This window comes from Corallococcus carmarthensis (assembly GCF_003611695.1).
Classification (GTDB): domain Bacteria; phylum Myxococcota; class Myxococcia; order Myxococcales; family Myxococcaceae; genus Corallococcus; species Corallococcus carmarthensis.
On the sequence record NZ_RAWE01000061.1, the window covers coordinates 1 to 12,230 of the forward strand.

Here is a 12,230-nt window from a genome sequence, read left to right on the forward strand (position 1 = left end):
CACGCAGAGTGTTCCCGAGGGAAAGGGGGCGGAGGGCGGGCTGTCTGGCCTCCGCGCGGCGGGGAGTCGGCTCGCTGGGGGAAGCTTGCCGGGGCCTGTGGGGGTCCGCATCCCTCAAGACACAAGGAGGCGTGAAGATGGCGGACAAGAGGCTCTGGATCCTGGTGGCCAACGCGAGTCGCGCCCGGCTCTTCGCCACGGATGCGAAGGCGGAGAAGTGGGACCTCATCGAGCAGTTCCAGCATGACGAGAGCCGGACCAAGCCCGTCGAGCTGTTCAATCAGGCGGACAACCCCAACGCAGGCACCCTGCACGGCCCGGTGTCGGAGAACGACCCGAACGGCCGGCGGGAGCTGGAGCACGAGCGCTTCGCGCGGGAGCTGTCCGGGCGCCTGGACAGGGGCGTGGACTCGCACGCGTTCGACCAGCTGGTCATCGCGGCACCCCCGGCGTTCCTGGGCATGCTCCGGGGGCTGCTCAGCACGCGCGTGAGGCAGCGGGTGCGGCTGGACCTGGACGCGGACTACTCCAACCTGCCCGCGCGGGACCTGCCTGACCGGGTGCCCGTGTTGTAGGCGGCCAGTCGTCCAAGCGGTTCAGGGCCCGGGTTCTGGTATAGGAATCCGGGTCCCTCTTCTTCGCGCCGGCGTGCCATGCCTTCTTTCATCCTGCCGTCCCTGACGCTGCGTGGGCGGCTGCTGCTGTACATGACCCTGGTGTCCTGCGTGCCGCTGCTGGTGCTGACCGGCTTGCAGGACAAGCTGATGCGTCAGCAGACGGAGTCGCAGCTGGACGCCTCGCTGCGGATGGAGGCGGAAGGGTTCAAGGACCTGCTGGAGTCCACCCTGGCGGAGCGCGAGGCGAGCGCGCACAGCTGGGCGGAGGACCCGGTCCTGCGCCAGGCGCTGCGCACGAAGGACCCCGCCGCGAGCGACGCGATGCTTTCGCTCCTGCAGCGGCGCTACCTCACCCTCAACGGCATCGTGCTCTTCAGCGACGACGGCGTGGCGGTCTCCGCCAGCACACCCAAGCTGCGCGAGGCGTACGCCGGTGGAGCGGAGGCGGTGCGTCAGGCGGCGTGGTTCCGCCAGGCGCAGGCCGGCAGCACCACCGCCGAGGGCGTGGAGGTGGAAGACCCCATCTACGGCGTGCACGTGCTGCCCCTGGCGGTGCCGGTGATGGACGAGCACAACCAGCGGCTGGGCGTGCTGCTCGCCGCGTTCGACTGGGGTCAGGTGGGGGAGCTGGTGAAGCCCGCGCTCGCCCGGGCCCAGCACCGTGGCCACGACAGCTTCTCCCTGGAGCTGCAGGGCGCGGATGGCCGGACGCTGTTCGACACGCGCAAGGGCGCGCACGACGACACGGGCCGCGTGGCCGTGGTCGCGGTGAACGGCTCGGACGTGCGCGACGTGGGAGACGGCTGGAAGTTCATCGCCCAGCTGGACCCCGAGGAGGCCTATGGGCCCCTCAACGAGATGCGCCGGCTGGTGCTGGGGCTGGCCGCCCTCTTCGTGGCGACGGTGGGCCTGGGCTCCTGGGTGCTGGCGCGGGGCATCACCCGGCCGCTGCGCGCGCTCAGTGAAGTGGTCCGCCGCGTCGTGAAGGAAGGCGACCTCACCCAGGTGATGGAGGTGAAGGCGGGGCGGGACGAGGTGGGCGAGCTGACGCAGGCCTTCGGGCAGATGATGAAGAACCTGCGCGAGACGGCCACCAGCCTCCAGGAGGCCACCCACGTCCTCAGTGAGACCGTGGCGGAGTTGAACCTCGCCTCCGAGGTCCAGGAGCGCAACGTGGCCCGGCAGGCCGCCGCGCTCCAGGAGACGCAGGTGACGGCGCAGGAGATCAAGCAGACGTCGCTGCTGGCCGCGGAGAAGGCGGAGACGGTGCTGGGCGTGGCGTCGCGCGCGGAGGAGGTGGGCCGGGCGGGCGAGGTCGCCATCCGCGACAGCCTGGGCGGCTTCCAGGGGCTGCACGAGCAGTCCGGGGAGATGGCCATGCGCATCGTGCAGCTCAACGAGCGAACGCAGCAGATTGGCGGCATCACCCAGACGGTGAAGGACCTGGCGGACCAGTCCAACATGCTCGCGCTCAACGCGGCCATTGAAGCGGTGCGCTCCGGCGAGCACGGCAAGGGCTTCAGCGTGGTGGCGCGCGAAATCCGCAACCTGGCGGATCAGTCCATCCAGGCCACGGAGAAGGTGCGCGACATCCTGGGGGACCTGGGCCACGCCATCATCTCCACGGCGAAGATGACCGAGCAGAGCCACTCCAGCGTCGCGGAGGGCCTGGAGCAGGTGCGCACCAGCGGCGAGCACCTGAAGGAGCTGGCCACCATCGTCCAGGACAACGCCGCGGCGGCGCGGCAGATCGCCGGGGCGGTGAACCAGCAGAACGCGGGCATCGCGCAGATCTTCAGCGCGGTCACGGACCTGTCCTCCATGATGACGGAGACGCAGACCAGCCTGAGGTCCACCACCGGCGCCGCGAAGCGGCTGCAGGAAGTCGCGGGCCAGATGGAAGGCGTCGCGCGCGCCTACCGCATCTGAGACGGGAGCCACCTGTGTCCGCCGTCCCCACCGTGAAGGCCGTGCTGCTGGACCTGGGCAACGTGCTGGTGTTCCACGACAACGCGCTGCTCTTCGCGAGGCTCGCGGCGCGGGCGGGGCTGGAGCCGCGGGAGGCCGCGCGGCGGCTCACCGGCGCGGGGTGGACGGCGGCGAACCGGGGCCTGCTGGACGCGGAGGGCATCCGCCAGGACGTGTGCGGCGCGCTGGGCGTGGACCTGCCCATGGAGGAGTTCGCGCCCCTGTGGAGCAGCCACTTCACGGTGCACGACGCGGTGCTGCCGCGCGTGGAGGGGCTCATCGGGCGGGTGAAGCTGGTGCTGGTGTCCAACACCAACGCGCTGCACGTGGCCTACTTGAAGCCCCTGCTGCCGCTGCTCCAACGCTTCGACGCGCGGGTGATGAGCTGCGAGGTGGGGCACGTGAAGCCGGAGCCGGCCATCTACCGGCTCGCGCTGGAGAAGGCGGGCTGCGCGCCCGAGGAGGCCGCCTTCTTCGACGACCTGCCGGAGTTCGTGGACGCGGCCCGGGCGCTGGGACTGCGCGGGCACGTCTTCACGGACGCGCCCACGTTCGACTCGCAGCTGAAGTCGCTGGGGCTGTGAGCGACCAGCGCGACCAAGCCTGAAATCCATTCGATCGAATGGATGTTGACATGTTGGGCGGTTACGTTATGCGTACTGGCCCGAAATCCATTCGATCGGATGGATATTGACATGTTGGGCGGTCACGTTATGCGTACTGGCTCGAAATCCATTCGACCGGATGGACTCCAGGAGCAAATGGTCCATGGATCAACTTAAAGCCACTTGGATCCGCGCCCTTGCACAAACGGTCAAGACCCAACGCATAAAGCTTGGACTGACCCAACAAGACCTCAGCGTCCTAGCTGGGTGTGGGCCTGTTTTCATCTACGACATTGAGAGCGGCAGGAAGGCAACCCTGCGCTTGGACAAGCTTCTGGACGTCCTCAATGTGCTGGGACTCCAGTTGGCGATTGAGCCGCTTCAGCAACGCCTGCAGGCGAGTGAGCAAACTTCATGATTCGCCCGACTGATGTTGCGGTCGCAGAGGTATGGCGAGAATCCACCCACGTTGGCTCTATTACTCGAACAACTCACGGTTCCAACTTCGAGTACACGGCGGACTTCTTTGAGCAACACAAAGGTATGCCCAGAGGCATCGCCGTTCACCTGCCCTACTCAAGGCGCCGCACCGAAACTCTAGGCACCAACCTGCACACCTATTTCGCAGGGCTCCTTCCTGAAGGACTGCGCCTACGGGTTCTCGTTGAACATACCAAGACATCTGAGGACGACCTTCTCAGTCTGCTGGTGGCGTCGGGGGTCGATACTGTTGGGGATCTTTCCGTCATTCCTCCTGGACAACCCTTTCCCCAAACAGCGTCTCGAAGAGCGAAATGGAAGCCCGAGTCCGTTCTCTTCTCCGAACTCTTTGCCCAAAGCCTCCCGCCCATGGGGGTGGCAAGCACCGAGCCGACGATCCCAGGCGTTCAGGAGAAGATCTCCGCGTCCACCATCTCCTTCCCGGTCTCCTCGTCGGGACAGCGGGACTACATCGTGAAGCTCAACCCGCGGGGAAAGCCTGAGCTCGTGCGCAACGAGCACTTCTTCATGGGCATGGCGAAGCAGTGCGGCTTGCGCGTCGCCACCACAAAGCTCATCCATGACCGCGATGGAAACGACGGGCTGCTCGTCGAGCGCTTTGATCGCAGCTGGATGAAGGTGGAGAAACGCCTGCGGCGCGTACATCAGGAGGATGCCTGCCAGTTCCTGGATCGCTACACCAACGACAAGTACCGCCTCACATGCGCTGCCATCGCTGAGGGCCTGCGCGACAACTGCGTCGCGCCCGTCCCTGAACTCGCGCGCTTCCTTCTGCTTCTCGCGTTCAGCTATCTCATCGGGAACGGGGACCTGCACGCCAAGAACGTGAGCATTCTGGCGGATGGGCCCGACGGCGGCTTCCGCCTGTCGCCTGCCTACGACCTGCTCACCACCCTGCCCTACGGCGATCAGCGCATGGCCCTGAAGTTCGAAGGGCGCGACGACAACCTCCGGCGCGCCCACTTCATCGCTTTTGGTGAGCGCTACGGCGTGAATGCGAAGGCCGTCAGCGTCATGCTCGACAAATTGTGCGCCAGCGCGGAGCCCTGGCTGGAGCGTCTGGAGGAAATCGGCTTCGACGCGCTCCGCACGGACTTCCTGCGGCGGACGATGCACAAGCGCCTGGGGGAACTCCGCGCCCTGTAGGCTCCTACCGGTAGCGCGCGAGCGGCGGCTCGCCCAGGGCGGCCTCCGTCCACTTGAGCATCGCGGGCAGGCCCAGCACCGCGTCGCGGTACGCCACGTTCTCCGGGCGGAACGGGACGCCGTAGGTGACGAAGCGGGTGATGACGGGCGCGAAGAACGCGTCCGCGATGGAGAAGGCGCCGAAGAGGAAGGGCCCGCCCTTGCCGTAGCGCTCGCGGCAGCCCGCCCACAGGCCCTGGACGCGCGCGATGTCCGCGTGCACGCCCGGCGCGTCCAGCCCCGGCACCGTCTTGCGCGCGCTGATGTCCATGGGCAGGTGCGTGCGCAGGGCCTGGAAGCCCGAGTGCATCTCCGACGTCACCGAGCGCGCCATCGCGCGCGTCGCGCTGTCCGCGGGCCACAGCTTCGCGGCGGGGAAGGCCTCCGCCAGGTACTCGCAGATGGACAGCGAATCCCACACCACCGTGTCGCCGTGCTTGAGCACCGGTACCCGGCCGCTGGGCGAGTGCATGGCGATGAGCGCCGCCGTCTCCGGCGTGTCCAGCGGCACCAGCACCTCCCGGAACGGCTGGCCGGTGTGGGCCAGGGCCAGGTAGGGGCGAAGCGACCAGGAGGAGAAGTTCTTGGAACCAACGACCAGGGTGAGCTCGGACATGGCGCGGCACCTTACCGCCGCGCGACAGGCCGTCAGCCTCAACTGTCCGCGGGCACCCGTTTACGGCCCAGCAGTGAACGCACGCGCGACATGAGCGCGCGCTCGTTCCGGGCCTCCGCCGGCGAGTCGATGCGGAACACCGCCACCGGCAGCCGGATGTTCTTCAGTTCGTTGCGGCCCAGGCGCACGGGCGGCGCCTTCAGCCGGCCCTCCAGCTGCGCGGCCACGGTCTCGCTGACGTAGACGGTGCCCGGGCGCGCCAGGGACTCGATGCGGGCCGCCAGGTTGACGCCCTCGCCGAAGATGTCGCCGTCGCGGTGCACCACCATGCCCAGGTGCGCGCCCGCGCGGACGGACATCCGCTGTTCGGTGGGCACGGCGCGGTTGCGCGCGTCCACGGCGGCGCGCCACTCCAGCGCGAACGACACCGCGGGCAGACCCGACTCGAACTCCAGGAGGAAGCCGCCCTCCTCCATCCGCTTCACCTCGCGGCCACCGTGGCGCGCGAGCAGCCCCCGTACGAGCTGGCCGTGCTCCTCGTGCAGCGCTTGTTGTAGCGACTCATCCCGCCAGCGTTGACCTGCGGGGGCCTCCATGTCCGTGAACATGATGGCCGACATCGTCCGGGGCTCCGGGGCCTCTACCACCATCGTGCATCCTCCCTCCCCCCGGCGTGTGACGACCGAGATGCTACCGCACGACAGGCGCCAGCTCCCAACCACCCCGGGAAGGCGCCCGGACGGCTGTGTTCCGGGGAACGCAACCGCGCGAAGTCAGAGGCGGACACAGATCCGCACCCCCAACGTAGTGCGTTCCTGACGCGGCGCACCAAGCACCTCACGGGTTCTGGGTCGCGGCTGTCCGGCACCCGACGCGTCGCGGTGGGAGACGTCCAGTGCGCGTCAGGTGATGGGTGCGCGCCACGTCCGCGCACCGCCACGGAGGGCCCGCGGGCCATGATCCACTCAGACGAGAAGGTCCGGCAGATGGCGCGTTCGCTGCTGCCGTCGAAGAACCGGGAGGCCGCGCGCGCGGCGCGCAGGCACATCCACCGCTCGGCCCGCAAGGAGGCCCGCCAGGAGCTGGCGACGTGGATGCGGTTCGGGGACATGGAGCACGACCTGCCTCCCTTCGCGCCGTGGGAGCGGCCGGAGATCCGCTTGGAAGTGAGGTGGCGGCGCGGCGGCGACAAGGTGAACCCGTTCATCCGCTGGGCCACCGCTCGCACGCGCGAGGTGCGCCGGGAGGATCGCCTGAGCCACGTGCGGCGCCTGCTGCCCCAGGGCGTCATCGGCGAGCACGCGCTGGGCCACGTGGAGTACGCGAAAGCGTTCCGGGACCCCGTCCTCGACGCGTGGCGCCCTCTGCAATGGGTGCGCTGGGAGATGAACCGCAAGGGGCACCGGATGGATCGCGGCGAGCTGGCCCAGCTGCTGCGAGCGCTCCTGATGGAGCCCGACGGCCACCGCACCTTCAATCGCTTCCTGCGCGAGCGTCGCGCCTGGGCATCCTCGCCGCGCAACCCGGAGTCCTGGAGCAGGGGCCTTCCGCCGCACCGGCCGCTGCTGGGCGCGCATGACATCCTTCCCTTCCTGGACACCCTGAAGCTGGATGCCAGGGGCAACAACGTCCGCGCCAGGGAACAGCAGGAGCCGCCGACGCAATGGGTGCAGCTGTTCCTCCGGCGCTTCAAGGACCACCGCGGCCACATCCCCTCCGTGCGCGCCGCGCTGGAGGCGGAAGGACTGATGGAACCCGTCGTCACGGCACGACCGCGGCAGGTCCACGGGCGATGATCCACTCGGATGAAAAGGTCCGGCAGATGGCGCGCTCGCTGCTGCCGTCCACGGCACGCTGAAGGCGGAAGGACTGCTGTCGCCCTTCTGCCACCACTGAGCCCGGCCGGAGGCGAAGGGACGAAGGACGCCCCTCCACCTCGGGCCTTCGAGCCTCAGCGAGCCGGAGCCGCGGACGCCGCCTGCGCGCCCTTCAGCTCGTTGACCACGCGCGCGGCGCCGTAGACGTGCTCCAGCGCGGCGAGGATGCCGTCGCCGTGCACGGCTACCGCGCGGTTCGTCTCCGGCACGTAGAGGTAACGGCCGCCCAGCGACGGCAGGTTGCCGTCGAAGATGAGCCCCACCACCTGCCCGTCACGGTTCACCACCGGCGAACCGGAGTTGCCGCCGATGATGTCGTTGGTCGTCGCCATGTCCAGCGGCGTCGCGTCCGGCACCTTCCCCTTCGCCTTCACCCACGGCGCCGGCAGCTTGAAGGGCTCCTTGCCCGTGTCACGCCCGTACGCGCCGCCGAACGTGGTCAGCGCGGGCACGGCCTTGCCGTTGTCGTCCCAGCCCTTCACCTGCCCGTAGTTGAGCCGCAGCGTGAAGGTCGCGTCCGGCGCGCCCGCCGTGCCGTTCACCAGCAAGTAGGCCTTCGCCAGCCGCTCGCCGTTGCGCTTGAGCACCGCCTCCACCGTGTCCTCGTAGCGCTTGCGCGACGCGCGCGTCTCCGCGTCCACCTTGCGCGCCAGGATGATCATCGGATCCTTCGACGCGTCCACCGCCGCCTTGCCGCCGTCCAGCAGCGCCTTGCGCACCTTCACGTCGCCCAGCTTCGAGCCACGCACCAGCGCCTTCGCCAGGTCCGCCGGCGCCTCCTTCTCCAGCACCATGCGCACGAACGGATCATCCGCGCCCAGCGTCTCGCGCAGCTTGTTGAAGCCGAACGTCAGCGTCAGCGCCTCCAGCTCCGCCGGGATGGGCGCTTCACGCAACAGCCGCTGCTTCAGCGCCGGGAGCTGGCCGTCGGTGTACTCGCGCAGGCGCTCCCCGTTGGCCTTGGGCAGCTCCTCCGCCGCTCGCACCAGCGCCTGCGCGTAGGAGAAGAGGTCGGAGCGGAACGCGTCCCCCGCGCCCTTCATCCGGTAGTCGTTCATCATCCGGCGCCACAGGTCCAGCGCCTGCGCCGTCTCGTCCCACATGCCCTGCGTCAGAGCCCTGGCCTGGGGGTTCGCGTCGATGCGCTTCTTCAGCTCCGCCTCCTCCTGCCGCTTGCGCGCGAGGACCACGGGGTCCGCCAGCGTCTCCTGCCGGCCCTTCAGCGCCTTGAGCCCGTTCTCCACGCCGCGCAGGCTGGAGCGCGCCACGCGGTAGCGCTCCGGCGACGCGCTGGTGAACTCGCGCAGCGCGCCGCGCATCTCCGACAGCTGGAGCAGCGTCTGGGGCAGCGCCACGTCGCGCTGGAACTCCAGCTCCGCCACCGTGCTCTTGCGCTCCGTGCCGCCCGGGTGGCCGGAGACGAAGACGAGGTCGCCCTCCTTCGCGCCCTCCTTCGCCCACGGCAGGTAGTCCGGACTCTTCGCGGGCGCGTCGTCCTGCCACACGCGCACGAAGGACACGTCGTAGCCGTAGCGCGGGAAGTTGAAGTTGTCCGCGTCCCCGCCAAACGCCGCCATGGAGAACTCCGGCGCGAACACGAGCCGCACGTCCTGGAAGCGGCGGTACTTGTAGAGCTGGTATTTGCCGCCGTTATAGAGCGTCACCACGTCGCAGCGCACGTCCGCGCCGATGGTGCACGCGGCCTCCACCGCGGCCATCTCCTTCTTGAGCGCGGTGTTGAAGGCCGCGCCGGAGAGGCTCTTCGTCGCCGTGTTCATCCGCTCGGTGACGTCCGTCATCTCCACCAGCTGGTTGGCTTCAATCTTGGGACAGCGCCGCTCCTCCTTCGCCGTCTTCGCCTGGAAGCCCTTCGCCAGCAGGTCGTCCTTCGCGGTCGTCAGCTCCTCGATGCAGCTGCGCACGCAGTGGTGGTTCGTCATCACCAGGCCGTCCGGCGACACGAAGCTCGCGGAGCAACCACCGGCGAGCCGCACGGAGCCCAGGCGGACCTTGTCCAGCCACGCCTGGGTGGGCTCGAAGCCGTAGGCCTTCTTCACCTGGGCGGCGGGAAAGGCGTCGTAGGTCCACATGCCCTCTTCCGCCGCGGCGGGGAGGGACGACAGCAGGCCAAGCGCGAACAGTCTGCGGTACACGGGGAGTCTTCCTTCGTGGGGAGGGGAAACGGGCAGCCGGTTTTGTCAATGCGGCCGGGCGCGCGTCAACCGCTTGAGACGCCGGGTATTCCAAGCCCATCCGGGGAGCGTGGGGTATGCTGGCGGGCCCATGTCCGTGAAGCACCACGTCTACCTCGTCCCCGGCTTCTTCGGGTTCACCAACCTGGGCGAGCTCCTCTACTTCGGCCACGCGTACGAGTTCCTCAAGAAGGACCTCGCCCGCCGGGGAGTCGACGCGGAGGTGGTGACGATCGTCTCGCACCCCACTGCATCCATCCGCCAGCGCACCGCGGACCTGCTCAAGGCCGTGAGCGAGACGGCCTCCGGGGACGACGGCCCCATCCACCTGGTGGGCCACTCCACCGGCGGCCTGGATGCCCGCCTGTTCGTCAGCCCCGGCGCGCAGGTGTCGGACGCCCTGGAGCTGGAGCCCTTCGCGCGCCGCGTGCGCACGGTGGTGACGCTGTCCGCGCCGCACGCGGGTACGCCGCTGGCCACGTTCTTCCTGGGCCTCTTCGGCCAGCAGCTGCTGAAGCTCCTGTCGCTGTTCACCATGTACGTGCTGCGCTTCGGCCGGCTGCCCCTGAGCGTGGTGTTCCGCTTCGGGCACCTGATGGCGCGGGCGGATGATCAGCTGGGGTGGAAGGCCACGCTGCTGGATCAGCTCTTCGACCAGCTGCTGGGGGACTTCTCCAGCGAGCGGCGCGACGCGGTGACGAAGTTCCTGTGGGACGTGGGGCGCGACACGTCGCTCATCCCCCAGCTCACGCCGGAGGGCATCGACCTGTTCAACGGCGGCACGCATGACCGGCCCGGCGTGCGCTACGGCTCCGTGGTGACGCAGGCCCGGCCGCCGTCCCTGCGTACGCGGCTGGCCGCGGGCCTGGACCCGTACGCGCAGCTGACGCACACCATCTACGCGTTCGTGTACGGCCAGACGCAGCGGATGCCGCTCACGCAACTGCCCCTGCACACGCCCGCGCAGACAGCGGCGCTGGTGCAGGCCTACGGCGCGATGCCCGGCCCCACCGCGTGTGACGGCATCGTGCCCACGCGCTCGCAGGTGTACGGCCGCGTGCTGGCGGCGGTGCGCGCGGACCACCTGGATGCCATTGGCCACTTCGACCAGCCGGCGCACCAGCCCCCGCACGTGGACTGGCTCATCTCCGGCTCCGGCTTCCGCCGCCCCCAGTTCGAGGCGATGTGGAAGACCATTGGCGACTTCCTCATGGAAGAAGAGCCGACGCGGTAGTTGCCTCCCCGCTTCTCCCTGGAGCCGTCCCCTGAAGACCCTTCGCCTGTGGTCCGTGTGTCTCGCGCTCACCGCCTGCGCCAGCACGAACACCGCTTCGCGCACGTCCCCTGCCGCGCCCGGTGTGCGGCTCTACGCCATGGATTGCGGCCGGGTGCAGCTCGGTGACTCAGGCATGATGGCGGACGACGGCTCGATGAAGGGCGTGGCCAGCGAAGGCGTCATCCCGTGCTACCTGATCCGTCATCCGAAGGGGGATCTGCTCTGGGACAGCGGCCTCTCCGAAAGCATCGCGGACCTGCCGGGCGGCCTGCGTCCGGAGGGCCAGCCCGTGCACTTCGAGGTGAAGAAGAAGCTCACGGCCTCGCTGGGTGAGCTGGGGCTCGCACCGGCCGACATCGAGTTCGTGTCGTTCTCCCACCTGCACTTCGACCACGCGGGCAACGCCAACCTGTTCGCGGGCTCGACGTGGATCGTGGACGCGGAAGAACGCGACGGGGCCTTCTCCGAGCAGGCCGTGCGGCGCGGTGAGGTTCCTCACTACAGCGCCCTGGAGCGGGCGAAGACCGTGCGCATCGAAGGCGACGCCGCCTACGACGTGTTCGGAGACGGCACCGTCACCATCCACCAGGCTCCCGGGCACACGCCCGGCCATACCGTGCTGCTGGTGAAGACCACGAGCTCCGGCGCCGTCCTGCTGACCGGCGACCTGTGGCCCCTGCGCCAGTCGCGCGAGCGGCGCCTGGTGCCGGTGTACAACTTCAACCGCGAGCAGACGCTGGAGTCCATGAAGCGCGTGGAGGCGCTGGCGAAGGACTCGCACGCCCGCGTCGTCCGCGAGCACGTGCCCGAGGACTTCGCCGCGCTGCCCGCGTTCCCCACGCCGCTGGAGTAGGTCCTACCCGCGCTTGAAGACGGCCAGGAAGCGCGATTCGGCAACGCACTGGCCGTCAGTGCCCAGCAGGCGCACGGGGATCCACGCCTCCGCCTTGTCGCCCGTCGCGCGCAACTCCGACGCGAGCTTCGCGAGCAGTTCCTCCGGGGGCTCGCACACCGCGCTCACCGCCGTCTTCGCCTTCGCGTGGAAGGCGACCTCCATGCGGTTGACCAGCAGCTTGTACTGGCTGGGCGGGAAGCGGCGGAAGAGCATCACGCCCATCGTCAGCTCCATCACCGTCACCTGGGCGCCCAGGTACACGCTGCCCACGTGGTTCTTCGTCTTGCGGTCCAGCGGCACCGTGGCCTTCACGCGCGCGTCCGTCACCTCGTCCACGCGGTAGCCCATGGCCGCCGCCAACGGGACGATGTTCTTCACCGCGAGCGTCGTCAGCGCGTTCGCCGCGCCCGGTGACACCTGCCGCACCTTCTCCACCAGCTCCAACGCGAACATCCGGTCCTCCACCCTTCCCGTCTGACGTCCCGCACCCATCCTAGC

The 12,230-nt window shown here is 69.0% G+C and carries 12 protein-coding genes; 8 read left to right on the forward strand and 4 right to left on the reverse strand.

The features are described 5' to 3' along the window. Positions 1 to 137: 137 nt before the first annotated feature. From D7X32_RS18310 to D7X32_RS18330, 5 genes are all read left to right on the forward strand, one after another. The gene (locus D7X32_RS18310) at positions 138 to 575 is read left to right on the forward strand and encodes a host attachment protein (RefSeq protein WP_120603847.1); all 438 of its coding nucleotides are present in this window, start codon (positions 138 to 140) and stop codon (positions 573 to 575) included. A 78-nt stretch (positions 576 to 653) separates the two neighbouring features. After that, positions 654 to 2,546, forward strand: coding sequence for a methyl-accepting chemotaxis protein (locus tag D7X32_RS18315; RefSeq protein WP_120603848.1), 1,893 nt, complete (start codon positions 654 to 656; stop codon positions 2,544 to 2,546). A 14-nt stretch (positions 2,547 to 2,560) separates the two neighbouring features. Further along, the gene (locus tag D7X32_RS18320; protein WP_120603849.1) at positions 2,561 to 3,169 is read left to right on the forward strand and encodes an HAD family hydrolase; all 609 of its coding nucleotides are present in this window, start codon (positions 2,561 to 2,563) and stop codon (positions 3,167 to 3,169) included. A 184-nt stretch (positions 3,170 to 3,353) separates the two neighbouring features. After that, entirely contained in the window at positions 3,354 to 3,608 is a 255-nt protein-coding gene (locus D7X32_RS18325; protein ID WP_120603850.1) for a helix-turn-helix domain-containing protein, read from the forward strand. Further along, the gene (locus D7X32_RS18330; protein ID WP_120603851.1) at positions 3,605 to 4,837 is read left to right on the forward strand and encodes a type II toxin-antitoxin system HipA family toxin; all 1,233 of its coding nucleotides are present in this window, start codon (positions 3,605 to 3,607) and stop codon (positions 4,835 to 4,837) included. Before D7X32_RS18325 ends, D7X32_RS18330 begins: the two co-directional genes overlap by 4 nt. Before the next feature lie 4 nt (positions 4,838 to 4,841). Here D7X32_RS18330 and D7X32_RS18335 read toward each other — a convergent pair whose 3' ends face one another. Both D7X32_RS18335 and D7X32_RS18340 read right to left on the reverse strand, forming a co-directional pair. Continuing rightward, positions 4,842 to 5,492, reverse strand: coding sequence for a glutathione S-transferase family protein (locus tag D7X32_RS18335; protein ID WP_120603852.1), 651 nt, complete (start codon positions 5,490 to 5,492; stop codon positions 4,842 to 4,844). Positions 5,493 to 5,530: 38 nt separating this feature from the next. Continuing rightward, positions 5,531 to 6,142, reverse strand: coding sequence for an adenylate/guanylate cyclase domain-containing protein (locus tag D7X32_RS18340; protein WP_120603853.1), 612 nt, complete (start codon positions 6,140 to 6,142; stop codon positions 5,531 to 5,533). Between the two features lie 306 nt (positions 6,143 to 6,448). On the opposite strand from D7X32_RS18340, the gene D7X32_RS18345 reads away from it, so the two are divergent. After that, on the forward strand, positions 6,449 to 7,288 hold the full coding sequence (locus D7X32_RS18345) for a hypothetical protein (protein ID WP_120603854.1): 840 nt from the start codon (positions 6,449 to 6,451) through the stop codon (positions 7,286 to 7,288). Between the two features lie 155 nt (positions 7,289 to 7,443). Here the strand turns inward: D7X32_RS18345 and D7X32_RS18350 are convergent, their stop codons facing one another. After that, a complete protein-coding gene (locus D7X32_RS18350) occupies positions 7,444 to 9,522 on the reverse strand; it encodes a S46 family peptidase (protein ID WP_120603855.1) in 2,079 nt (692 codons plus the stop codon). Positions 9,523 to 9,652: 130 nt separating this feature from the next. On the opposite strand from D7X32_RS18350, the gene D7X32_RS18355 reads away from it, so the two are divergent. Next, positions 9,653 to 10,795 (forward strand): esterase/lipase family protein, encoded by a 1,143-nt coding sequence (locus D7X32_RS18355; RefSeq protein ID WP_120603856.1) that lies wholly within the window; start codon positions 9,653 to 9,655, stop codon positions 10,793 to 10,795. A gap of 55 nt (positions 10,796 to 10,850) precedes the next feature. Next, complete coding sequence (locus tag D7X32_RS18360; protein WP_244239066.1) at positions 10,851 to 11,690, forward strand: N-acyl homoserine lactonase family protein; 840 nt, start codon at positions 10,851 to 10,853, stop codon at positions 11,688 to 11,690. A gap of 3 nt (positions 11,691 to 11,693) precedes the next feature. On the opposite strand, the gene D7X32_RS18365 is transcribed toward D7X32_RS18360, so the two are convergent. Further along, the gene (locus tag D7X32_RS18365) at positions 11,694 to 12,224 is read right to left on the reverse strand and encodes a DUF4442 domain-containing protein (protein WP_167506486.1); all 531 of its coding nucleotides are present in this window, start codon (positions 12,222 to 12,224) and stop codon (positions 11,694 to 11,696) included. Positions 12,225 to 12,230 lie beyond the last annotated feature (6 nt).

Coding starts and splice junctions, on each gene's coding strand:
- D7X32_RS18335 (WP_120603852.1), bottom strand. CDS start 5,492: ATGTCCGAGCTCACCCTGGTCGTTGGTTCCAAGAACTTCTCCTCCTGG.
- D7X32_RS18340 (WP_120603853.1), bottom strand. CDS start 6,142: ATGGTGGTAGAGGCCCCGGAGCCCCGGACGATGTCGGCCATCATGTTC.
- D7X32_RS18345 (WP_120603854.1), top strand. CDS start 6,449: ATGATCCACTCAGACGAGAAGGTCCGGCAGATGGCGCGTTCGCTGCTG.
- D7X32_RS18365 (WP_167506486.1), bottom strand. CDS start 12,224: ATGGGTGCGGGACGTCAGACGGGAAGGGTGGAGGACCGGATGTTCGCG.
- D7X32_RS18325 (WP_120603850.1), top strand. CDS start 3,354: ATGGATCAACTTAAAGCCACTTGGATCCGCGCCCTTGCACAAACGGTC.
- D7X32_RS18310 (WP_120603847.1), top strand. CDS start 138: ATGGCGGACAAGAGGCTCTGGATCCTGGTGGCCAACGCGAGTCGCGCC.
- D7X32_RS18330 (WP_120603851.1), top strand. CDS start 3,605: ATGATTCGCCCGACTGATGTTGCGGTCGCAGAGGTATGGCGAGAATCC.
- D7X32_RS18355 (WP_120603856.1), top strand. CDS start 9,653: ATGTCCGTGAAGCACCACGTCTACCTCGTCCCCGGCTTCTTCGGGTTC.
- D7X32_RS18315 (WP_120603848.1), top strand. CDS start 654: ATGCCTTCTTTCATCCTGCCGTCCCTGACGCTGCGTGGGCGGCTGCTG.